This is a genomic window from Pseudomonas fluorescens (genome assembly GCF_019212185.1).
Lineage (GTDB): Bacteria > Pseudomonadota > Gammaproteobacteria > Pseudomonadales > Pseudomonadaceae > Aquipseudomonas.
Map to the genome: position 1 here is coordinate 5,058,781 of NZ_CP078138.1, position 18,062 is coordinate 5,076,842.

Here is an 18,062-nt window from a genome sequence, read left to right on the forward strand (position 1 = left end):
ATTTCTATGTGGAATTGAACTGGCCAATGCACGCACGCTTCAGCCGTAAACTCTAATTTTCACCCACAGAACTACACTGCACGGTGTAGTTTCTACATTGCATCAAAGCCGGGACTAAGTAAACTACCGAGTGTAACTCTTCATCTGACGTGTCGAAGCCCAGTTATGACAGCTCCTCAGCGACTCACCGAGCGTAAGCGCGAATCCATTGTCCAGGCGGCGATTGCCGAGTTCCGCGTCAGCGGTTTCGACATCACCAGCATGGACAAGATCGCTGCGACTGCCGGTGTGTCCAAGCGCACGGTGTACAACCACTTTCCGAGCAAGGATGAGTTGTTCAGCGAAATCCTGCGCCGCTTATGGACCAATGTCACGGCCGAACAAGACACCGCCTACATTCCCGGTCAGCCACTGCGCGAGCAATTGCGCCACCTGTTGCAGTGCAAGCTGCAGATGCTTGCCGACGACAGTTTCCTCGACCTGGCACGCGTGGCCATTGCTGCAACCATTCACTCCCCGGAGCGCGTCCAGGACATGGTCCTGCGCATCGCCGAGCGCGAAGAAGCGCTGACCCTGTGGATTCGCGCAGCTCAGGCTGACGGCCAACTCAAGCCGGTCGATCCCGGATTCGCGGCCCAGCAGATGCACGGGATGCTCAAGGCGTTCGCCTTCTGGCCGCAGATTTCGCTGAATCAACCACCGCTGTCAGCCGAGATGCAAAGTACGGTGATTGAATCGGCGCTGGACATGTTCCTCGCCTGTTATCAATGCTGAGCCGCCTTAAGCGCTGATTTGCGCTACGCTCCCATGCCTGTGAGTTTCGCGGGCTACGGATGCGCACCCGTGGGATAAATGACACTATTGGGCGATTGACCCCCATCTTTGGAAACTTTGGAAAAACACGACAAGTTATTTCAAAGCGACACGAGTGCCTTTCATTCATGGAAAACCAACGCGGCAAAGGGCTGTCGTTTGCCAAGCGCATCTACAAACCCAGGATCATTGGCCTGGGCATTGGCTGCCTCAGCGTAGCCGCCGGCCTCTATTCATTGTCCCCACCCGCCTGGGTCTGGGGACTGCTGCTATTCAATGCTGCGATCTGGCCACACCTGGCCTTTCAACTGTCGTGCCGCTCGGCATTTCCCTACAAGGCTGAACGTCGCAATCTGCTGATTGATTCGTTGGCTGGCGGATTCTGGGCCGCCACCATGCATTTCAATCCCCTGGCGACGGTGACCATCCTCTCGATGATGGCGATGAATAATGTCGCCGCCGGAGGCGTACGCCTGCTGCTTCAGGGCAGCCTCGCGCAGCTGGTGGGGATCGCCGTGTCCTGGAGCCTGCTGGGAAGCGGTTTTACATTCTCGGTCAGCCTGGTTCAGGTTTACGCCTGCCTGCCCATGCTGACCCTCTACCCTCTGGCTGTGGGCATGGTCTGTTACCAACTGGCGATTAAGCTGTCCGAGCACAAGCGCGCGCTGAGTGCCTTGAGTCGCACTGACAGCCTGACCGGCCTGTTCAACCACGGCGCCTGGAAGGATCTGCTGCAACTCTCCTTCCTTGAGTGCCAGCAACCCTCAAACACAGCCACCATCGGCCTGATCGATATCGACCATTTCAAGGCCATCAATGACACCTACGGGCACATTGTCGGGGACAGCGTCCTGCGCCAACTCAGCCTGGAGCTCAAACGCAACCTGCGCGAGAGCGACGTGGCGGGACGCTATGGCGGCGATGAGTTCTGCGTGATTTTGCCGAACCTGCCCCAGGACCAAGCCATCGAAGTAATGGAGCGCTTGCGCCTGGTATTCAGCCAGTATCGGCATCCACAGGTCGCTGCATTGAAAGTCAGCCTGAGTATTGGCCTGGCGACCTATCAGCCACGCTTCAGCGACGCGGCCCAGTGGCTCGACGAAGCGGACAAGGCGCTGTACAGCGCCAAGAGCAATGGTCGCAACCGCACTGACAGCGCCCGGATCACTGCGACGAATCCAGCCTGACTCCCGGCAACTGCGCCGGCAGGCGAATGGCGCGCGCCAATTCGTCAAACAACGTCACCACCGAGCGCAGCGCGCGACAGTCCGGGCGAGTCAGCAACCACAGGCTGCTGTCGTAACCGGCCAGCGGCTCGCCCACCCCTTGCATGCCTTGCGCCGGATCGATCAGAAAGTCCGGCAACGCCGCCACGCCAAGTCCGGCCCGCACCAATTCGGTAACGGCGAGCATGCTGTTACAGCGATAGGCCGGCTGCACGCCGGGCAAGTGCTGACGACGCCACGCGACAGTGGGGTGATCCGGCAGGAAGTCATCGGGGGCGATCCAACTGAGGTGTGACAGGTCGCACGGAACCATCGACTGCAGATAGTCGACACTGGCGCAGACCCTATAGGTCACCGCTGCCAAGCGTCGTCCAACCAGATGCTCCGGTGGCGAGCGCGTCAGGCGCAGCGCAATGTCGGCATCGCGACGACTGAGATTGGCAAAGTCATTGGACGTGCTCAACTCCAGGGTCAATGCCGGATAACCGGGCATGAATTGCTTCAGGGCCGGCAGCAACAAGGCGTGCAACACCGAATCGGTACAGGTCAGGCGCACCGTGCCGCTCACCACTTCCCCACCCTGCTCCACACCCACACGCGCAGCCTCCAACGCCTGCTCGGCACGTTCAGCCTGCTCGGCCAGGGTCCTGGCCAGGCTGGTGGGCAAATACCCGGCTCGGCTTTTCTCGAACAACGCCTGGCCCAATGCGCCTTCAAGACGGCGAACGCCGCGAAACACTGTCGACACATCAACCTTCAACAGTGCTGCGGCACGCGCCAGGGAGCCACCGCGGACCAATGCCAGGATCAGTACGAGGTCGGGGTAATCCAATTGATAGTGCGCTGCTGCATTGATCACTTGGGTAAACGCCAATATTGATTGCGTGAACGCCAATCTATAGTAGCCGCCAGGAATCAACCAGTCTCGGAGACCACCCCATGCACGCCACCCCGCCGCTGCGTATTGCCTTGATTGGCGACTACGATCCACAGATCACCGCCCACCAGGCTATTCCATTGGCCCTGGAACTCGCCGCACGGCACATCGATCGCGATGTTCAGTGGCAATGGCTGGCGACCGAATCGATCGCCGCCGATAGCGATTTTTCCCACTTCGACGGCCTCTGGTGTGTGCCGGGCAGCCCCTACCGCAACACTGATGGCGCGCTATGGGCGATTGGTTTTGCGCGAGAACGACAGCGACCGCTCCTCGGCACCTGCGGCGGGTTCCAGCATGCCGTGCTGGAGTTCGCACGCAATGTAATGGGTTGGGCCGACGCTGAACACGGAGAACCGGCGCCTGAAGCAGCGCGTGCCGTGATCGCGCCACTGACCTGCGCGCTGATCGAAGCCATCGACCAGATCCAGTTAGTCGAAGGCTCACTGATCGCCAAGGCCTACGCCAGCAAACAGATCAGCGAAGGCTATCGCTGCCGCTACGGGATCAATCCGGCTTTCATCGACGAACTGCTGAACCAGGATCTGCGCGTCAGCGGCCAGGATGCGCGCGGCGAACCTCGGGCGATCGAGTTGCAGGCCCATCCGTTCTTCGTCGCCACCCTGTTCCAACCCGAACGCGCTGCGCTCAAGGGCCAACTGCCGCCGTTGGTCGCGGCGTTCGTCGAGGCCTGCGCGAGGAACCAGCGATGATCGCCACGACGCCACAACCGCCCTACTACGCAGTGATCTTCACCTCGCTGCGCAACCCGGGGGATCAGGGGTACGCCCAGGCCGCAGAACAAATGCTCGAGCTGGCGCGCGAACAATCGGGGTTTCTCGGCGTGGAATCGGCACGCGGCGACGATGGACTGGGAATTACCGTGTCGTATTGGAGCAGCGAAGAAGCGATCCGCGCCTGGAAACACCACGCTGAACACAGCGCCATCCGTGAGCGAGGTCGCTCGACGTGGTACATCGCCTTTGAGACGCGAGTGTGCAAGGTCGAGCGTGCCTACGCGTTCAGGTCCTGACCCGCACTGCCGTAATCTGCGGCACATCGACCCGGCGCATGTACACCCGCAACGGTTCGCTGATGTTGATCCGCTCATCGATGTTCTGGTCCAGCAACAGCTGGATCAGTTCGCGTTTGAGGGTCATGGCGTGCTCCGGGCCGGGCGCCCAGACGAATTCATTGCTGGGGATGATGCCGTCATCGGCGACATCCATGCCGAACGAATCTTCGCTGAAGCGCACGATGTACTGGCCGGTCTTGCGATTGAGGCCGACGAAACCCTGGAGTTGATCGGCGGCCTGGCAGATAAGTTCAGAAGTGATGCGCATGGTAAACCTCACAAAAGGTCGGGGCGGACCGGTGATCAATGGTTTACACGCAGGGCGAGCGATCGGCGTTCCCTCTACCGGGGAACCTGCCGGGGCCTAGAGTACTGCAAAGGTGCGAAAAAAACTGAGGAGGATGGGCACATTCTGCGTGCTCGAATCATCATTGACGTTTTTCGCGAGCAGACTCGCTCCCACAAAACCGCATTCGCACAGCTTTATGTCGGTGATGCGATAGCACAACAGTCACTCAGTTGTTAAAAGGTATTCCTCTTGCAATGCGACTGACGAAAGGACTTCGACCATGCCTGCCCACTTTTCCCAAAACGCCCTGCTGCTGAGCCTGCTGCTCGGCGTCGGCCAGCTACAGGCTGCCGAGCCCGCAAGCCCCAAGGCGGTGGCAACGGCCAATGGTATTCCGCATCCGGCGGTGATCGCTCATCGGGGCGCTTCTTTCGATGCACCGGAGTCTACCGCCGCAGCTTACAAGCTCGCGCGCGACCTCGGCGCCGACTATCTGGAGTTGGACCTGCAACGCAGCAAGGACGGCGTGCTCTTCGCCCTGCACGACGACAATCTGCAACGCACCACCGACGTCGCCAGCAAGTTTCCCGAACGCAAGAACAGCCCGGCCAACGAATTCACCCTGGCCGAACTGAAAAGCCTGGATGCCGGCAGCTGGTTCAACACGGCCTATCCGGACCGCGCCCGCCCGGCCTATGCCGGCCTGCAAATCCTCACCCTCGACGAAGTCATCGACATCGCCCAGGGCAATCCCCGGCACAAACCCGGCCTGTACATCGAGACCAAGGAGCCCAAGCAATTTCCCGGGATCGAGCGCGACCTCAGGGATAAGCTGCAAGACCGTGGCTGGCTGAGTCCGGCCGGATCAAAACTGGCGAAAAGCGAACTGGCTGTTGGCCAGGGGAAAGGCAAGGTAGTGCTGCAGACCTTCGAAAAGAGCAGCCTGCAAAAGCTCCAGGAGGAAATGCCGCAAGTGCCGAAAATCCTCCTGCTATGGGTGGCGGAAGGCAGCATTGAACCTCAATCGAAGGTGAAGTTTGCCGATTCCGGGGACCAGGACAAAGCCACCTTCTATGCCCGGCAACAACCGAAAGACAACGCAGCCTTCGAGCAATGGGTCGACTTCGCCAAGGCCAGCGGCGCAATCGGCACCGGCCCTTCGGCGACCCGCTCCGACCTCGGCGACCAGAGCTACAGCAACCTGGTACAACCCTGGATGAACCGGTACACCCACGACCTGGGGATGCTGGTGCATGTCTACACCCTCGATGATGACGTCGACTTCAAAAGCGTCATGGATGCCGGTGTCGACGGCATCTTCACCAACCGCGCCAGCGAACTGCTCAGCTACTACAAGCGCCCCGCAACCGGCACCGTGGCCCAGTTGCTCGAACGCAACGGGTTCTAAATGAGTCAGGCCCATGAGTGGACCGGGCAGCTTTGGCTGGGGCGTGATTATGGCCTGGTGTTCGGCAAGCTGGGGCGTACCGCGCCCCATGCGCATTATGCCCATCAGTTGATCATCGCCACCGGGCAGCCCGTCACTCTTGAACTGGACGGCGTGACACAAACAGCTCACCGGATGTTTATCGAATCGCTGCGCCCCCATGCGATTGTCGAGGCCGGCGACCAGGTCTTTAGCCTTTATGCCGAGCCCTTGATGTTCGATGCGTTGGTCCTGCAGGACCACCTGCGCGATGTCGAACCGACACAGCCCTGCCTCGATCAAGCGCTGCAAAGCTGCCCCCGCCGCCAACTCGACGACCCGCGTATCAGCCGGGCGCTGATGGCATTGGACAACCTGCTCAACGGCAAAGTCGCGGCTGCGACGCTCGCCGAGCAAGCCAACGTTTCCCTGAGCCAACTGGAGCGGCTGTTCGCCCAACAGGTCGGCTTGCCGGTGCGTCGCCTGGTGTTGTGGCGCCGTCTGCGGTTGGCCATGGCCCTACTGCTGAGCGGCTGCAACGTGACCCGCGCGGCCCATGAGGCGGGCTTCGCCGATACCGCACATTTGTCGCGCACGCTGAAAAAAATCTTCGGCGTGACCGCCAGCCAGGGCCTCGGCGCTATCGATATTTGCCTGCGCGCCTAGGTATCAGCGACGCAGCCCTTGAGGCACTGCGGGCTCTTCGCCCAGCTGTTCAGGCAGGAAAGGATCGAGCAACTGATCGACATAGCCCTTGGGAAAATCCGCGCGATTGCCAATCCCCAGGTCACCATCGCGAATCCCATGGGGTGGGTTGTGCAGCGCGGTGCCCAGCAGTCGGTCCCACAGATTGAAGAACAAGCCGAAGTTCACGTTGCCCGCCGCGCCATATTTCATGTGGTGCAAACGGTGCACCGGCGCCCAGGCAAACACGTAGGACAACCACCCCGGCTGCATATCGACATTGGAATGCTGCAGCAGCAATTGCAGGCTGATGGCGTACGCCAGCAACACCGCCACCTCCATGGGAATGCCCAGCAGGATCAACGGCAGGAACCCCACCGCCGCCTCCAACATCTGGTGCAGCGGATGTTTCATCAGACCATTGAAACCGTAGAGCCGCTGGACGCTGTGATGCACCGCATGCAGACGCCACATCCACGGCACCTGGTGACTGGCGTAATGGGTCAGGCTGATACCCGCGTCGGCAATCAGCATGGCCAGTAACAGCTGCGTCCAGAGCGGCCAATCCACGGGCCAGATGCCCTCGAATGACAGCACCGCCACCAGCCCCGGCAACATCAGCAAGGCCGCCGCATTGCACGCTTCATTGACCAGCGCATGGGCCACATCGCGCCCGCTGTCGCCCTGGTCGCGGTTCCAGCATGGCTCATAGGGCAGCAGGTGTTCGGCGAGGAACGAGACCAGCAGCGCGCAGAGAAAAAAAACCAGCAGCCACCAGGCCGAAAGCCCGGTCCTGCCCACCAGCGCTATACCGCCGCCAAGAAACCCGGCAAGGAACATCGGTGCATAAAGTACTGCGAACAAACGTTTCATAAGAGCCTCCATTGATCTGGCTCCAGCATGTAACGCCCGAACGTGTAGGGATTGAACAAACGGCGCAAAGCCCCCATGTCGTAGATTAAGGATGAATTAAGTTGCAACCATTAACCTGATTCCACTTAAACAGCTCAGACCAAGGAATGAACCATGAAAACGTTGACCACCCTGTTCACTGCCGCTGCCCTGACCCTGTCCGCCGGTTTTGCCATGGCCGACGTGCGTCCTGACCAGATTCCTGGCCTGCTCAAGTCGGGCACCATCATGGACTTTGAAAAGCTCAACCAGGCGGCTCTGGCCGTGCACCCAGGCACCACGGCGGCGAACATCACCGACACTGAACTGGATCACAACGCCACCACTGGCACCTATGTCTACGAAGTGGAAATCCGTGACGCGAAGAATGTCGAATGGGATGTGAAGCTCGACGCCAAGACCGGCGCCGTCCTGAGCAACGTCCAGGACAAATAATCGTCCAAACGAAAAAGCCGCACACCCTCAGGGCTGTGCGGCTTTTTTCGTTCCCGCCGAGTGCTTATGCACTCAAGCGCGCTGTCACTTCATTGAGCTGACCCGACAAGCCGTGCAGATTGCTGCTCGCCGCCTGCGTGCGCTGCACATTGTCCAGGTTGGTGCTGGCAATACTGGTGATTTCAGTGAGGTTGCGCGAGATGTCTTCGGCGACCGAGGTTTGCTCTTCAGCCGCCGTGGCAATCTGCCGGTTCATGTCGCGAATGGCCTCCACCGACTCGGTGATGCGCTCAAGCATGGCCCCGGCCCGGGTCACTTGCTCAACACTCTCGTCACTGCGCGACTGACCGCTTTCGATCGCCTGCGCGGCGTCCACCGCGCCGGTTTGCACGCTCTGGATAATCTGATTGATCTCGATGATCGACGCTGCCGTGCGCTGGGCCAGGCTGCGCACCTCATCGGCAACCACGGCAAAACCGCGCCCGGATTCCCCGGCACGCGCAGCTTCGATGGCGGCGTTGAGTGCCAGCAGGTTGGTTTGCTCGGCAATGCCGCGAATCACCTCCAGCACCTTGCCGATACGCCCGCTATCCGTTTCCAGGCGGCGGATCACCGTCGCGGTGTTGGCGATCTCACCGCGCATCTGGGTGATGGCGTCGATGGTGCTCTGCATCACCTGCTCACCCTGTTGTGCCGACTGGTCGGCATCGTCGGCGGCCCGCGCGGCATCGGCGGCGTGTCGGGCAACTTCCTGGGCGGTGGCGGACATTTCGTTCATCGCCGTAGCCACCTGATCGGTGCGGCTGAACTGTTCGTTGGTGCCGTGGGACATCTGCCCGGCAATCTCATTCAGTTCACCGCTGGCGCTGTCCAGATCAGTGGCGCTACGTTGCAGGCGGGCAAAGGTCTCGGCGAGAAAATCACGCAAGGTGTTGGCCGCCAGCGCCAGGCGACCCAGTTCGTCCTGGCGATCGTTGGCCACTCGCGCCGAGAAACGTCCCTGGCTCAACTGCGCGACGTACTCGATCAGGCGCTGGATTGGCTGCACCAGATGCCGGTTGACCAGCCACAGGCTGAACAGGCCAATCAGCAACCCCGAGATCAACATCACCACAATGCCCAGCAGCACGGTGCGCTCGGCACTGTTGCTGATCGCAGTTGACTGCTGATTGCCACGCTGGCGCAGTTCGTTGACCAGTTCACTCATCTGCTCGCTGGTGGCGCGGTCCACACCCTTGACCGCGTTATCACCCGCCGCCGGATCGGCCCCGGCTGCCCGATAGGCCTCCAGCCCCTGCTGATAAGAACTGCCCAGCGCCCGGTGCGCGTCGCGCAGGCTGTCGATGCGGGCCTTGAGTGCGGGTTCGATGGCCGGCTGACGGCTCAGTTCACCAAGGATGTTCTGTACATCGCCCTGGCGTGCCTGGAACTGCTGCCAGTATTTGTCCCGGTCGGCCGGCTGCTTGCCGCGCAGCAGGACGTTCTTCCACTCCTGCACCTGAATCTTGAATTGCAGGTTGGCCTCATCGATCAACTGCGAGGTGTGCAGCGGCCCCTCGATCAACTGTCGGTAACTCTGCACGCCGCTGGAGAGCAGGTAAAAACAGGCCAGGGCGATTAACAACATTGCAACCAGGCTGCCACTCAGCAGCGCGAGGATTTGAGCTCTCAGGGACTTTTGCAAAAACATCGAGGGATATCTCACGACGGGAATAATGCGGACAACCAAGTGGGGACCCGGCTGCACAGACCAGCCTAGGCGTCATCGGCCTCGGCACGCATTTCTTGAGCGGCGCCGACCAGCGGTTTAGAGCGCTTGGCGCCAGTCGTCAAGCTGTCACAAAACGGTCAAATCGGCTTGCCATGATGCCGCTCGAGCGACGTTGTGATTGACGCAGCGAGCGCGCCCTCCCGCGAGACGCCATGAACTACAGCATCGATCACCGCCACCGCGACGCCGATCTTTTTGGCCTGCTCTATGGCTTCAGTTTTCGCCCCGGTGAACGGGGTCGTGAGATTGAATCGGCCGAGGCCCTGCAACGCCTGCAGCAGCCGGCCAGTGAAGACGAATTTCTCTGGCTGCACCTGAATCTCGCCCACGCCGCCTGCGAGCGCTGGATGAAAGCCCACCTGGCGCTACCCGACGAATTCTTTGAAGCGTTGCACGAAGGCTCGCGCTCAACGCGAATCGAGCACGTCGACTCGGCCTTGCTCGCGGTGGTCAACGACGTGGTGTTCAACCTCAGCAATCTGCAATCCTCGGACGTCTCGACCCTGTGGGTCTGCGCCCGCAGCCGACTGATCGTCAGCGCCCGCCTGCAACCGCTGCACTCGGTGGACAAGCTGCGCTCCTCAGTCAAGGCCGGCGAGTGTTTTCGCTCGCCCCTGGAATTGCTGGTGCACCTGTTGCGCGATCAGGGCGAAGTGCTGACCCAGATCGTGCGCAAGACCAGCCTCAGCGTCGACCAGGTCGAAGACCAGTTGCTATGCTCCCGGCTTTCGACCAACCGCGCCGAACTGGGCGCCAACCGCCGCGTGCTGGTGCGCCTGCAACGCCTGCTCGCGCTGGAGCCGGGCTCGCTGCTGCGGCTGCTCAATCGTCCGCCGCAATGGCTGCAGAAAGAGGACGTCAAGGAGTTGCGCAAATCCACCGAAGAATTCGCCCTGATCATCAACGACCTGACGGCCCTCGGCGAGCGGATCAAACTGTTGCAGGAAGAGATCGCCGCCAACCTCAATGAACAGAGCAACCGCACGCTGTTCACCCTGACCGTGGTCACGGTGCTGGCGCTGCCGATCAACATCATCGCCGGCTTCTTCGGGATGAACGTCGGCGGCGTGCCGCTCTCGGGCGATCCCGAAGGGTTCTGGATCCTGGTGGCGCTGGTGGCGTCCTTTACCCTGATTGCCGGACGCTGGGCGTTTCGCAAGCGCGGGGATTACTGATCAACGACTGCATGCGCGCACGCTTCTGGCCAGCAACATACGCTCGCGCACCACGTCGTAGGCCCAGTGGTAGACATAGGTGTACGGCAGGAAGAACAGCAGCACGCCGATGTCGAGAATCAACGCCTGCAACAGGCTGACGTTCAACCACCAGGCAATCAGCGGCACACTGACAGCCACCAGCCCGCCTTCGAACAGCAACGCGTGAATCACTCGAGTGAAGGCACTGGGCGTCAGCTTCAAGCGCTTGAGCAGGCGATCGAACAGGCCGTTGAAGAGCACGTTCCAGGCCAGGGCAATCAGGCCGATGGCGATGGTGGCGACGCCCATGTCGACCACCGGCTTGTCCATCAGCCACGCCAGCAGTGGCGTGCACAGCAGGACGGCGAGCAATTCGAAACCGATGGCTTGGCCAATACGCTCGGTGAGGGATTTTTGCGTGGTCATGATCCAATGCCTTTACAAGTGAACAGGGTTGCCATCATCTGCCACGATGCCGATACTTCATAACCAGTAACCATCGATCAAGGCGATAGTTCATGGCCTCACATGAAGTGCTGCTGGCCTTTGTCCAAGCAGCGACCCAGGGCTCGTTTTCCGCCGCCGCACGCAAGTTGGGCAAGAGTCAGTCGACCATCAGCGCGGCAGTCGCCAGCCTGGAGATCGACCTCAACGTCACGCTGTTCGACCGCAGCAGCCGCAAGCCCGGCCTGACCTCGGCCGGGCACGTGCTGCTGCAGCGTGCCGAGGAAATTCTCGCGGCCACCAGCCGCCTGGAAATGAGTGCGGCGCAGTTGGCGCAGGGGGTGGAGGCGAAGCTGACCATCGCCATGTCCGACACCTACCAATCGGATCGATTTGAAGCGGCCCTGAGCGAGTTCGAACAGCGCTACCCGGACCTCGAACTGGAATGCCTGATCGCCGAATGCGACGACTTGATCGCCCTGGTGCAAGGCGGTCGCGCCCATATCGGTTTCGCTGAAATGCAGGAGCATTACCCGCCGGACCTGGATCGCGCGACGGTCGACGAGCACACCGAAATCGCCCTGTTCGTGTCTCCTGCGCACCCCTTGGCCACGCTGGCGAAGATCGACCGGCAAGTGCTTCAGCAACATCGCGAATTGCGCCTGGCAACCATCATCAATCCCTATGAAAGCCGTGCGCAGGGTCGGGTCTGGTCAGCGCCCAGCTACCTGATGTTGCTGGAAATGGCCCAGGGTGGTTTCGGCTGGGCGCCTCTGCCGCGTTGGCTGGTCGCGCGTTTTGGCCCAGGCACATTGCAGGAACTCAAGGTCCGTGGTTGGCCAAAGCCGGTGGCGGTGGACGCGCTCTGGTCACGTTTGAATCCGCCGGGACCGGCGGGCAGTTGGATGCTGGCGAAGATGCTCGAATGACCTCAGGTGGCAAAAACCCAGCCTGAGGGGTGTCAGCCCAGTTCGTGCAGGCGCTGCTCGATAAAGTGTTGCTCGGGGACTTGCCGGGTCAGCTCCAGAGCCCGGCGATAGGCAGCCCGCGCCTCGTCCATGCGCCCCAGTTGGCGACAGAACTCACCCCGCGCCGAATGCGCCAGGTGATAGTCGAGCAACTCACCGCGTGCAAGGATCTGCTCGACCAACTGCAATCCGGCCAAGGGGCCATCACGCCGCGAAATGGCCGCTGCGCGATTGAGCTCAATCACCGGCGACGGCAACGCCTGCAGCAGGACATCGTACAAGCCGACGATCTGCGCCCAGTCGGTGTCGGCGGCGCTCGGTGCTTCGGCATGCACCGCCGAAATCGCCGCCTGCAGACAATAAGGTCCGATATCGCGCAGGCTCAAGGCGCGCTCGATCAAGGCGCAGCCTTCGGCAATCATGGCCGCGCTCCACAGCGAACGGTCCTGCTCATCCAACAGGATCAGTTCGCCAGTGGGCGAAGTGCGCGCCGGACGTCGCGACTCGTTGAGCAGCATCAACGCCAGCAGCCCCATGACCTCGGCCTCTGGCAGCAATTCCATGAGCAGGCGACCAAGGCGGATCGCTTCGCGGGTCAGGTCCTCGCGGGTCAGCTCAGTGCCGACGGACGCTGAATAACCTTCGTTGAACACCAGGTAAATCACCCGCAACACGCTATCAAGGCGCTCAGGCAATTCAGCCAGGGACGGCACCTGGTAGGGAATTTTCGCGTCGCGAATCTTCGCTTTGGCGCGCACGATGCGCTGGGCAATGGTGGCCGGTGTGGCGAGAAAGGCCCGGGCGATTTCCTCGGTGGTCAGGTCGCAGACTTCACGCAAAGTCAGCGGCACTTGCGCATCGGCGGCGAGTGCCGGGTGACAACAGGTGAAGATCAACCGCAGACGATCGTCTTGCACGTCCTCGACACTCCACTCGGCCTCTTCCAATGCTTCAAGTTGCGCCACCAGTTGTGCCTGGGACGCAGCGAACCGCGCGCGCCGACGCAGGCCGTCAATGGCCTTGAAGCGCCCGGTGGAAACCAGCCAGGCCCGGGGATTATCCGGCACACCGTCGCGCTGCCAACGCTCGACCGCGACGAAGAAGGCTTCATGCAGGGCCTCTTCGGCCAGATCGAAATCGCCGAGCAAACGAATCAAGGTCGCCAGGATCCGCCGCGACTCGTTACGGTAGACCGACTCGACCAGGGCCTTGACCTCCTCGCCAGGCATCAGTCAGGCATGTCCGTGGTGACCAGCGTCACCAGCCGATCCAGACTCTGTCCCCAGCCATCATGAAAGCCCATGGCCTCGTGTGCCTGCCGATCCTCCTGGTTCCAATGCATGGCGCGGGCGGTGTACAGCGTTTTTCCGTCGACCTCATCGAAGGTCACTTCAGCCGTCATGAAAGGCTTGCCGGAGGGAATCCAGCCCGGCTTGAACGCATCGGTGAACACCAGCCGCTGCGGAGCCTGGATCTCCAGGAACACGCCGCTGGTGGGATACTCGCTGCCATCCGGAGCGCGCATCAGCGTACGAAACTGGCCGCCGACCCACAGGTCCATTTCGCATTCGGGGGTGGTCATGCCGTGGGGCCCCCACCACTGAGCGAGCAACTTTGGCTCGGTCCAGGCGCGGAACACTTTGTTGCGTGGCGCATCAATCAGCCGACTGATGACCAGTTGGTGGTCAGCCGGCTGCGGGCCGGCGTTGGAAATGCTCATGAATAAACTCCTGTCTTATGCTTGTTATCAGAGATTCAGTTCACGGATGGGACGGACTTCGACACTGCCGACCCGGGCGGCCGGAATCTTCCCGGCGACCTGGATGGCTTCGTTCAGATCCTTGGCCTCGATCAGGTAGAACCCGGCCAATTGCTCCTTGGTTTCGGCAAACGGGCCGTCAGTGATCGACAGCTTGCCGCCGCGCATGCGCACCGTGGTGGCGGTCTGCACCGGCTGCAAGGCCTCGGCGGCGAGCATCCGGCCACTGCCCTGTACCGATTCGGCGTAGGCCATGCATTCGGCGTCCTCAGGGCTGTCGGGCGAGCTGTGCAACAGGTGTTCGTCGCTGTAGACCAGGCATAGGTATTTCATAAGGCTCTCCCACTGCGGGCTGATCAACTATGGCTGCAGAATGCAGGTTTGGCGAAAAACCCGACGATTAGGGCTCAAGCTCGAACAACGCCGCGCCGCTGACCATGTCGAAGGGGGCCGACCAGTGCTCGTGGACAATCCGCCATTGCCCGGCGATGCGTTGATAACCGGCGCTGGCACGCATCCAGCAGCCTTTGGTTTCGCCCTTGTCGTCGGTGCCACCGCAGTGCACCAGCCAGTGGGCGAACGCCAAATCCTGGCTTTGGGTCACCTGAAGTTCGGCGAACTCGAACAGGTGCGGACCGGGGCAATACGTCATGCATTCTTCCCAGTGCGCGCGGTAGGCGGCCTTGCCCTTGAATTGCAGAGCCTTGACCGCATCGAACGAGACGATGTTGTCGGCATACAGGCCCATTAAGGTGTCGATGTCCTTGGCCACCACCGCTTTGCGGTAGTGCTCGATCAGGGTGTGGACTTCAGTGTTTTCCATCGGTGCGTTCATCACGGCTCTCCTGCTGTTTTATCGGAAGACACCCTTAGTCGACTGACACACAGCGCATTCGACAGCGTGAAGAAAAAAATCTGTCCGACTGCAAACGGGATAAAATCCGAGCCTTGATTTCGCCGGATGACGGACACCTCAGTGGCTACTCAACTCGTTCCTTATGCGCGGCTTTCGGCGCTACAACGCCAACAGGTGGAAGCTATCGAGGTTCACCCCGCGCAAAAGCTGTTCAGCGGCGATATCCATGGCGCCCTGCATTCCTTGGGCGCGGCGGCTGGCGATGCGATCCAGGGTTTTGCGCTGATCGCCGACGACATTCCCGTGGCCTTCCTGCTGCTCAAGCGCCCGCCCTTCCTGCCAACCTGGGCCCACGAGGACACCGCCTCCCTGCACGCACTGCAAGTCGACCGACGTTGCCAGGGCCAGGGTTATGGCAAAGCCTGCCTGCAAGCCCTGCCGGACGCTGCGCGCCGAGCCTGGCCGCAGATCAAGGGCCTTGAATTGTCGGTGGATACTGACAACGAAGCGGCGTTGGCGCTGTACCGGCAACAGGGCTGGGTCGACAGCGGCGACGCCTTCAAGGGCCGTATCGGCTACGAACGGCGCATGGCCCTGGCGTTCTGAAAAGACCTACAGATCCAGCGCCATTTCATGCCAAGCCAGGCCGCCGTGGTCTGACTCGGAGGCTTTGAGGTAGGCAAAGCCAAAACCTGCATACAGGCGGATGTGCTGCTCGCGGCACATCAGGTTGATGCGGATCTTGCCCAGCTCGCGCATGCGTGTGATGAACTCGCCCATCAACACTTTCGCCAGACCCAGGCCCTGGTAGTCCGGGTGCACCACTACCGACATGATCACCACCTGCGGGCCGTCCGGGTCGTGGCCGATCATCTCCTTGAAGGCTTCATCGGCCATTTCCACCTGATACGCGGCACCCGAATTGATAAACCCGGCAACCACGCCATTGATTTCAGCAACGATAAAGCCCTCGGGCCAGGTCTCGATACGGATGGCGATTTTCTCGCGGGTGGCCGCTTCGTCGCCCTCGTAGGCCTCGGTTTCGATGGCAAAACAACGGTCGAGGTCAGCGGCGGTAACCTGACGAATGACAGGCTTGGAAGCGTTCATGGCGAAAGTCCGGACAAGAAAAAACGGGGTTTGGATCATAATCGATCCAGCCCCCCGCCGGGGGCTGTGGCGTTCGAATGCTGTCGCCCGTCAAAGCCCCGGAAGACTGACCGGCGCGGCCGCTCCGACAAACTCGTTGTAGCCGGATAGGATCACGTAAACCGCGAAATAACAGAAGATCGCTGCAGATGCCATATAGGAATAGCGCAGCAATTTGTCCCCCAGCAGCTTGCCGCCCTGGGTCGCCGCCAGGCACAGGCCGGCACTCCACAGCAAGCCGGCGCAGAAGAACCCGGCCAGGAACAAACCGGCACTGGCCGGGCCGCCGCCACCGGAGCGGGCAATCAGGGTGCCGCCTACCGCGGCAAACCAGAGAATCGCGCTGGGCGAGGACATTGCCAGGAACACCCCGCGCAAGAACTCGCGGCGATGGGAGCCGCCGCCAGCCTCACCTGCCGGCGCCAGCACCGCGCTGTGGTGGATCGCCGAGTAAATCATCTTCGCCGCGAAGTACAGCAACAACACTGATCCACCGATCCACAGCACCCAGCGCACCGCCGAATACTGCAGCAACACGGTCATTCCGGCCAACGCCAGCACCGCGTAGATCAGATCGCCGAAGCAGGTCCCCAGACCAAGGGCAAAACCCTGTAGATACCCGCGCTGCATGGCCAGGGTAATCATTGCAATGTTGGCCACGCCGATGTCCAGGCACAGCGAGAGGCTCAGCAGAAAGCCGCTGGAAAACTCCATGGTTCATTCCGTTCAAAAGTCAGTAGGTCACGTGCAAGCCGAACAGTGTCGTCGAAAATAGTTGCTTGTGGCCACTAGACAATCGCACGCCGCCGCCCTTATCGTGCGCCCAGACCACCGCAGTGGTCAGCGTCGCTCGGACGGTTCCGGGCGCTAACGTATCCTGAGGCAACAATGGCAGACCACGGTTCGCCGCGCCGCTTTGCGCGCATAGATCGACTCCCCCCTTACGTATTCAACATCACTGCCGAGCTGAAGATGGCCGCCCGACGTCGTGGCGAAGACATCATCGACTTGAGCATGGGTAACCCCGACGGTGCGACCCCGCCACACATTGTGGAAAAACTGGTCACCGTCGCACAGCGTGAAGACACCCACGGCTACTCCACCTCTAAAGGTATTCCGCGCCTGCGCCGGGCGATTTCCCGTTGGTACAAGGATCGCTACGAGGTCGACATCGACCCGGAAAGCGAAGCCATTGTCACCATCGGTTCCAAGGAAGGCCTGGCGCACCTGATGCTGGCCACTCTGGACCAGGGCGACACCGTGCTGGTGCCCAACCCGAGCTACCCGATCCACATCTACGGCGCAGTGATTGCTGGCGCCCAGGTGCGCTCGGTGCCGCTGATTCCGGGCGTGGACTTCTTCGCCGAATTGGAACGGGCCATTCGTGGCTCGATCCCGAAGCCGAAAATGATGATCCTCGGCTTCCCGTCCAACCCCACCGCGCAGTGCGTGGAGCTGGATTTCTTCGAGCGCGTGATCGCTCTGGCCAAGCAATACGACGTGTTGGTGATTCACGACCTGGCCTACGCCGACATTGTCTACGACGGCTGGAAAGCCCCGTCGATCATGCAAGTGCCGGGGGCCAAGGACATTGCGGTGGAGTTTTTCACCCTGTCCAAGAGCTACAACATGGCCGGCTGGCGCATCGGTTTCATGGTCGGCAACCCGGAGCTGGTCAACGCCCTGGCGCGGATCAAGAGCTATCACGACTACGGCACTTTCACCCCGCTGCAAGTGGCCGCCATTGCGGCGCTGGAAGGCGATCAACAGTGTGTGCGCGACATCGCCGAGCAGTACCGGCAGCGCCGCAACGTCCTGGTCAAGGGCCTGCATGAGCTGGGCTGGATGGTCGAGAACCCAAAAGCTTCGATGTATGTCTGGGCGAAAATCCCCGAGCAATACGCCCACCTGGGTTCGCTGGAATTTGCCAAGAAACTGCTGGCCGAGGCCAAGGTCTGCGTATCCCCGGGCGTGGGTTTCGGCGAGTACGGCGACGACCACGTGCGCTTCGCCCTGATCGAAAACCAGGACCGAATTCGCCAGGCGGTACGCGGGATTCGCGGGATGTTTCGGGCGGATGGGTTGGTCAGCAAAACCAACGTCTGACGCAAACCCTGTACGA

The 18,062-nt window shown here is 61.1% G+C and carries 22 protein-coding genes and 1 pseudogene; 11 read left to right on the top strand and 12 right to left on the bottom strand.

What is annotated here, in order from left to right:
- Positions 1–165: 165 nt before the first annotated feature.
- Together KW062_RS22605 and KW062_RS22610 are read left to right on the top strand one after the other, a co-directional pair.
- Positions 166–774 carry a TetR/AcrR family transcriptional regulator gene (locus KW062_RS22605; protein WP_027619912.1) on the top strand — a complete coding sequence of 203 codons (609 nt, stop codon included), beginning with the start codon at positions 166–168 and terminating at the stop codon, positions 772–774.
- Between the two features lie 167 nt (positions 775–941).
- Positions 942–2,000, top strand: a complete 1,059-nt coding sequence (locus tag KW062_RS22610; RefSeq protein WP_105753845.1) for a diguanylate cyclase — start codon at positions 942–944, stop codon at positions 1,998–2,000.
- Here KW062_RS22610 and KW062_RS22615 read toward each other — a convergent pair.
- On the bottom strand, positions 1,978–2,958 hold the full coding sequence (locus KW062_RS22615; RefSeq protein ID WP_256350835.1) for a LysR family transcriptional regulator: 981 nt from the start codon (positions 2,956–2,958) through the stop codon (positions 1,978–1,980). The two genes, KW062_RS22610 and KW062_RS22615, sit on opposite strands and share 23 nt — an antisense overlap.
- Positions 2,959–2,978: 20 nt before the next feature.
- Between KW062_RS22615 and KW062_RS22620 the strand changes: the two genes are divergently transcribed.
- Together KW062_RS22620 and KW062_RS22625 are read left to right on the top strand one after the other, a co-directional pair.
- Positions 2,979–3,689, top strand: coding sequence for a CTP synthase C-terminal region-related (seleno)protein (locus KW062_RS22620; RefSeq protein WP_105753847.1), 711 nt, complete (start codon positions 2,979–2,981; stop codon positions 3,687–3,689).
- Positions 3,686–4,009 (top strand): antibiotic biosynthesis monooxygenase family protein, encoded by a 324-nt coding sequence (locus KW062_RS22625; RefSeq protein WP_027619909.1) that lies wholly within the window; start codon positions 3,686–3,688, stop codon positions 4,007–4,009. Before KW062_RS22620 ends, KW062_RS22625 begins: the two co-directional genes overlap by 4 nt.
- Here the strand turns inward: KW062_RS22625 and KW062_RS22630 are convergent.
- Positions 3,999–4,319 carry a DUF2025 family protein gene (locus KW062_RS22630; protein WP_027619908.1) on the bottom strand — a complete coding sequence of 107 codons (321 nt, stop codon included), beginning with the start codon at positions 4,317–4,319 and terminating at the stop codon, positions 3,999–4,001. The two genes, KW062_RS22625 and KW062_RS22630, sit on opposite strands and share 11 nt — an antisense overlap.
- 301 nt (positions 4,320–4,620) lie before the next feature.
- Here KW062_RS22630 and KW062_RS22635 point away from each other — a divergent pair, with 301 nt between their 5' ends.
- Both KW062_RS22635 and KW062_RS22640 read left to right on the top strand, forming a co-directional pair.
- Entirely contained in the window at positions 4,621–5,748 is a 1,128-nt protein-coding gene (locus tag KW062_RS22635) for a glycerophosphodiester phosphodiesterase (protein WP_027619907.1), read from the top strand.
- Positions 5,749–6,432: a helix-turn-helix domain-containing protein gene (locus tag KW062_RS22640; RefSeq protein WP_027619906.1), complete on the top strand. Its 684-nt coding sequence runs from the start codon at positions 5,749–5,751 to the stop codon at positions 6,430–6,432. It begins immediately after the preceding gene.
- A gap of 3 nt (positions 6,433–6,435) precedes the next feature.
- Here the strand turns inward: KW062_RS22640 and KW062_RS22645 are convergent, their stop codons facing one another.
- The gene (locus tag KW062_RS22645) at positions 6,436–7,323 is read right to left on the bottom strand and encodes a sterol desaturase family protein (protein WP_105753848.1); all 888 of its coding nucleotides are present in this window, start codon (positions 7,321–7,323) and stop codon (positions 6,436–6,438) included.
- A gap of 153 nt (positions 7,324–7,476) precedes the next feature.
- On the opposite strand from KW062_RS22645, the gene KW062_RS22650 reads away from it, so the two are divergent.
- Entirely contained in the window at positions 7,477–7,797 is a 321-nt protein-coding gene (locus KW062_RS22650; RefSeq protein ID WP_027619904.1) for a PepSY domain-containing protein, read from the top strand.
- Between the two features lie 64 nt (positions 7,798–7,861).
- On the opposite strand, the gene KW062_RS29390 is transcribed toward KW062_RS22650, so the two are convergent.
- Positions 7,862–8,629, bottom strand: coding sequence for a methyl-accepting chemotaxis protein (locus tag KW062_RS29390; RefSeq protein WP_419150866.1), 768 nt, complete (start codon positions 8,627–8,629; stop codon positions 7,862–7,864).
- A 117-nt stretch (positions 8,630–8,746) separates the two neighbouring features.
- A pseudogene (locus tag KW062_RS29395) lies at positions 8,747–9,487 on the bottom strand (HAMP domain-containing protein); the annotation flags it as partial.
- Positions 9,488–9,720: 233 nt separating this feature from the next.
- On the opposite strand from KW062_RS29395, the gene KW062_RS22660 reads away from it, so the two are divergent.
- Positions 9,721–10,743 carry a transporter gene (locus KW062_RS22660; RefSeq protein WP_105753850.1) on the top strand — a complete coding sequence of 341 codons (1,023 nt, stop codon included), beginning with the start codon at positions 9,721–9,723 and terminating at the stop codon, positions 10,741–10,743.
- Here the strand turns inward: KW062_RS22660 and KW062_RS22665 are convergent, their stop codons facing one another.
- Positions 10,744–11,190 carry a multidrug/biocide efflux PACE transporter gene (locus tag KW062_RS22665; protein ID WP_105753851.1) on the bottom strand — a complete coding sequence of 149 codons (447 nt, stop codon included), beginning with the start codon at positions 11,188–11,190 and terminating at the stop codon, positions 10,744–10,746.
- A gap of 92 nt (positions 11,191–11,282) precedes the next feature.
- Between KW062_RS22665 and KW062_RS22670 the strand changes: the two genes are divergently transcribed.
- The gene (locus tag KW062_RS22670) at positions 11,283–12,137 is read left to right on the top strand and encodes a LysR family transcriptional regulator (RefSeq protein WP_027619900.1); all 855 of its coding nucleotides are present in this window, start codon (positions 11,283–11,285) and stop codon (positions 12,135–12,137) included.
- Positions 12,138–12,169: 32 nt separating this feature from the next.
- On the opposite strand, the gene KW062_RS22675 is transcribed toward KW062_RS22670, so the two are convergent.
- From KW062_RS22675 to KW062_RS22690, 4 genes are all read right to left on the bottom strand, one after another.
- On the bottom strand, positions 12,170–13,405 hold the full coding sequence (locus KW062_RS22675) for an RNA polymerase sigma factor (protein WP_105753852.1): 1,236 nt from the start codon (positions 13,403–13,405) through the stop codon (positions 12,170–12,172).
- Positions 13,405–13,896, bottom strand: a complete 492-nt coding sequence (locus KW062_RS22680; protein ID WP_027619898.1) for an SRPBCC family protein — start codon at positions 13,894–13,896, stop codon at positions 13,405–13,407. The genes KW062_RS22675 and KW062_RS22680 overlap by 1 nt, the downstream gene beginning before the upstream one ends.
- A gap of 27 nt (positions 13,897–13,923) precedes the next feature.
- Positions 13,924–14,268, bottom strand: coding sequence for a YciI family protein (locus tag KW062_RS22685; RefSeq protein ID WP_105753853.1), 345 nt, complete (start codon positions 14,266–14,268; stop codon positions 13,924–13,926).
- A gap of 67 nt (positions 14,269–14,335) precedes the next feature.
- Positions 14,336–14,770, bottom strand: a complete 435-nt coding sequence (locus KW062_RS22690) for a YybH family protein (protein ID WP_027619896.1) — start codon at positions 14,768–14,770, stop codon at positions 14,336–14,338.
- Between the two features lie 141 nt (positions 14,771–14,911).
- Between KW062_RS22690 and KW062_RS22695 the strand changes: the two genes are divergently transcribed.
- Positions 14,912–15,397 (top strand): GNAT family N-acetyltransferase, encoded by a 486-nt coding sequence (locus tag KW062_RS22695; RefSeq protein ID WP_105753932.1) that lies wholly within the window; start codon positions 14,912–14,914, stop codon positions 15,395–15,397.
- A gap of 6 nt (positions 15,398–15,403) precedes the next feature.
- Here the strand turns inward: KW062_RS22695 and KW062_RS22700 are convergent, their stop codons facing one another.
- Positions 15,404–15,901, bottom strand: a complete 498-nt coding sequence (locus KW062_RS22700; RefSeq protein ID WP_027619894.1) for a GNAT family N-acetyltransferase — start codon at positions 15,899–15,901, stop codon at positions 15,404–15,406.
- Between the two features lie 90 nt (positions 15,902–15,991).
- Positions 15,992–16,654, bottom strand: a complete 663-nt coding sequence (locus KW062_RS22705; RefSeq protein WP_027619893.1) for a LysE family translocator — start codon at positions 16,652–16,654, stop codon at positions 15,992–15,994.
- Between the two features lie 174 nt (positions 16,655–16,828).
- On the opposite strand from KW062_RS22705, the gene alaC reads away from it, so the two are divergent.
- On the top strand, positions 16,829–18,046 hold the full coding sequence (alaC, locus tag KW062_RS22710) for an alanine transaminase (protein ID WP_027619892.1): 1,218 nt from the start codon (positions 16,829–16,831) through the stop codon (positions 18,044–18,046).
- Positions 18,047–18,062: the final 16 nt, after the last annotated feature.

Bases quoted from the DNA above. Each gene is read 5' to 3' on its own strand.
- KW062_RS22605 (WP_027619912.1), top strand. From the start codon at position 166: ATGACAGCTCCTCAGCGACTCACCGAGCGTAAGCGCGAATCCATTGTC.
- KW062_RS22610 (WP_105753845.1), top strand. From the start codon at position 942: ATGGAAAACCAACGCGGCAAAGGGCTGTCGTTTGCCAAGCGCATCTAC.
- KW062_RS22620 (WP_105753847.1), top strand. From the start codon at position 2,979: ATGCACGCCACCCCGCCGCTGCGTATTGCCTTGATTGGCGACTACGAT.
- KW062_RS22625 (WP_027619909.1), top strand. From the start codon at position 3,686: ATGATCGCCACGACGCCACAACCGCCCTACTACGCAGTGATCTTCACC.
- KW062_RS22630 (WP_027619908.1), bottom strand. From the start codon at position 4,319: ATGCGCATCACTTCTGAACTTATCTGCCAGGCCGCCGATCAACTCCAG.
- KW062_RS22635 (WP_027619907.1), top strand. From the start codon at position 4,621: ATGCCTGCCCACTTTTCCCAAAACGCCCTGCTGCTGAGCCTGCTGCTC.
- KW062_RS22640 (WP_027619906.1), top strand. From the start codon at position 5,749: ATGAGTCAGGCCCATGAGTGGACCGGGCAGCTTTGGCTGGGGCGTGAT.
- KW062_RS22645 (WP_105753848.1), bottom strand. From the start codon at position 7,323: ATGAAACGTTTGTTCGCAGTACTTTATGCACCGATGTTCCTTGCCGGG.
- KW062_RS22650 (WP_027619904.1), top strand. From the start codon at position 7,477: ATGAAAACGTTGACCACCCTGTTCACTGCCGCTGCCCTGACCCTGTCC.
- KW062_RS29390 (WP_419150866.1), bottom strand. From the start codon at position 8,629: ATGTCCCACGGCACCAACGAACAGTTCAGCCGCACCGATCAGGTGGCT.
- KW062_RS22660 (WP_105753850.1), top strand. From the start codon at position 9,721: ATGAACTACAGCATCGATCACCGCCACCGCGACGCCGATCTTTTTGGC.
- KW062_RS22665 (WP_105753851.1), bottom strand. From the start codon at position 11,190: ATGACCACGCAAAAATCCCTCACCGAGCGTATTGGCCAAGCCATCGGT.
- KW062_RS22670 (WP_027619900.1), top strand. From the start codon at position 11,283: ATGGCCTCACATGAAGTGCTGCTGGCCTTTGTCCAAGCAGCGACCCAG.
- KW062_RS22675 (WP_105753852.1), bottom strand. From the start codon at position 13,405: ATGCCTGGCGAGGAGGTCAAGGCCCTGGTCGAGTCGGTCTACCGTAAC.
- KW062_RS22680 (WP_027619898.1), bottom strand. From the start codon at position 13,896: ATGAGCATTTCCAACGCCGGCCCGCAGCCGGCTGACCACCAACTGGTC.
- KW062_RS22685 (WP_105753853.1), bottom strand. From the start codon at position 14,268: ATGAAATACCTATGCCTGGTCTACAGCGACGAACACCTGTTGCACAGC.
- KW062_RS22690 (WP_027619896.1), bottom strand. From the start codon at position 14,770: ATGAACGCACCGATGGAAAACACTGAAGTCCACACCCTGATCGAGCAC.
- KW062_RS22700 (WP_027619894.1), bottom strand. From the start codon at position 15,901: ATGAACGCTTCCAAGCCTGTCATTCGTCAGGTTACCGCCGCTGACCTC.
- KW062_RS22705 (WP_027619893.1), bottom strand. From the start codon at position 16,654: ATGGAGTTTTCCAGCGGCTTTCTGCTGAGCCTCTCGCTGTGCCTGGAC.
- alaC (WP_027619892.1), top strand. From the start codon at position 16,829: ATGGCAGACCACGGTTCGCCGCGCCGCTTTGCGCGCATAGATCGACTC.